General features: G+C 55.7%; 2 protein-coding genes. One reads left to right on the forward strand and one right to left on the reverse strand.

The window, feature by feature from the left end; genetic code table 11:
- Positions 1–138: 138 nt before the first annotated feature.
- Positions 139–345 carry a site-specific integrase gene (locus ACDP63_RS24815; protein WP_258553505.1) on the forward strand — a complete coding sequence of 69 codons (207 nt, stop codon included), beginning with the start codon at positions 139–141 and terminating at the stop codon, positions 343–345.
- A gap of 107 nt (positions 346–452) precedes the next feature.
- Here ACDP63_RS24815 and ACDP63_RS24820 read toward each other — a convergent pair whose 3' ends face one another.
- On the reverse strand, positions 453–1,271 hold the full coding sequence (locus tag ACDP63_RS24820) for a tyrosine-type recombinase/integrase (RefSeq protein WP_409928851.1): 819 nt from the start codon (positions 1,269–1,271) through the stop codon (positions 453–455).
- Positions 1,272–1,374: the final 103 nt, after the last annotated feature.

Genomic DNA, 1,374 nt, shown 5'->3' on the forward strand with positions numbered 1-1,374 from the left:
CGAGTTCCGCCGCCGCGCTTTTCCCAGCAAACGCAGGCCAAGAAGCAAAAGAATCGCCCCAAAAATCGCCAGCGGCCACGATCCCCAAACCTTCAGCGCCCACCCTTACCGCGAGTCTGAGTCTGAGAGCGCCAGTTCGTGCATCAACGGCGGACTGCCGGCCGTTCTATGGCCGAGGAGGGCGTTCCCATCGAGGAGATTGCGAAATACCTGGACCACTCGAACTCCAACATCACGCGGGCGACCTATGCCCGGTTCAACCCGCAGTATCTGCGGAAAGCGACCGATACTCTTGAGATGCGAACTGTCGTTTCGGTTCGACAAACCAAAAGGCGCGCCCTGTAATCTTTTGTAATCACTTGAAATTTATGGCAACCCCGACAGGACTTGAACCTGTAACCTGCCCCTTAGGAGAGAGTGTCTCATATCCTAATTCTCCTTTTTCTTTACAGTTAGTTAGCGCATTCAGAAGTCGTGGTATGTACCGGCTTTGTACGAAACCGCGCCCGAATCTGCCCTTCGTCAACCTCGGCGTGAGCATAAATGCGCATCGGCAGATTTGCATCAGCCCATCGCCCTGCCTCGGCCGCAGTGACCGGATCAACCTGCTGACGCACGACCAGTTCGGTGTAAAAGCCGTGACGACCCGCGGCATGAGCTGACAGATAGGGGATTCCGGCACGCCTGCAGATCGTGCGCCAGCGATTGTTGTAGCCTGTGGAGCTACCGTAACCGAAAACACGCGGGTCCAGCAAAGCTCCGGTGCGGCGATTGCGTGGCCGCTTCGGCTTCAGCGCCTCGATTTCAGCCATCATTTCCGGCGACACGGTGACCCAAGCCTCTGGATGCCCCTTCTGCGCCTTCAAGCGCACCTTGCACTCGTCCGGTCGCAAGTCAATGGGCCGAATTGATACGGCCTGATCGATCCGCGCTGCGGTCTCAAACATGAAGCGAACCAGGGCCGCGTTATAGGGATCGGCCGCGTTGCAGAAAGCGTCAATCCATTTCCGATTCGATGGCTTTCGCTTTATTCGGCTATGACGATTACGCTTTTGGTCTTGGGCAATTCGCTCGAATTGATCGTATGGCTTAACACGCAAGAGCGGGGTGCCAATCAACTCATGCGCGTTGTTAATAGCGGCACGAGCGGGCGTGACGATTTCCCGCCACCAAGTGTCCGTCGAGACATTCGGCCGAAGCTTGGGTCCAAGGTTCTTGAGAAGTTTTCCAGTAATATCGGAGATAAGCATATCGCCGATTTCATCTAGCAACAGGATGCATTGATTTTCAGTGTGCTACGTGATTCACGGCTCGGAAAACGGAGCGGTGACATGAGCGACCTGTACTGGCTGACCGACGAGCAGATGACCAAGC

This window comes from Paracoccus sp. P2, assembly GCF_046335115.1.
Taxonomy (GTDB): Bacteria; Pseudomonadota; Alphaproteobacteria; order Rhodobacterales; family Rhodobacteraceae; genus Paracoccus; species Paracoccus pantotrophus.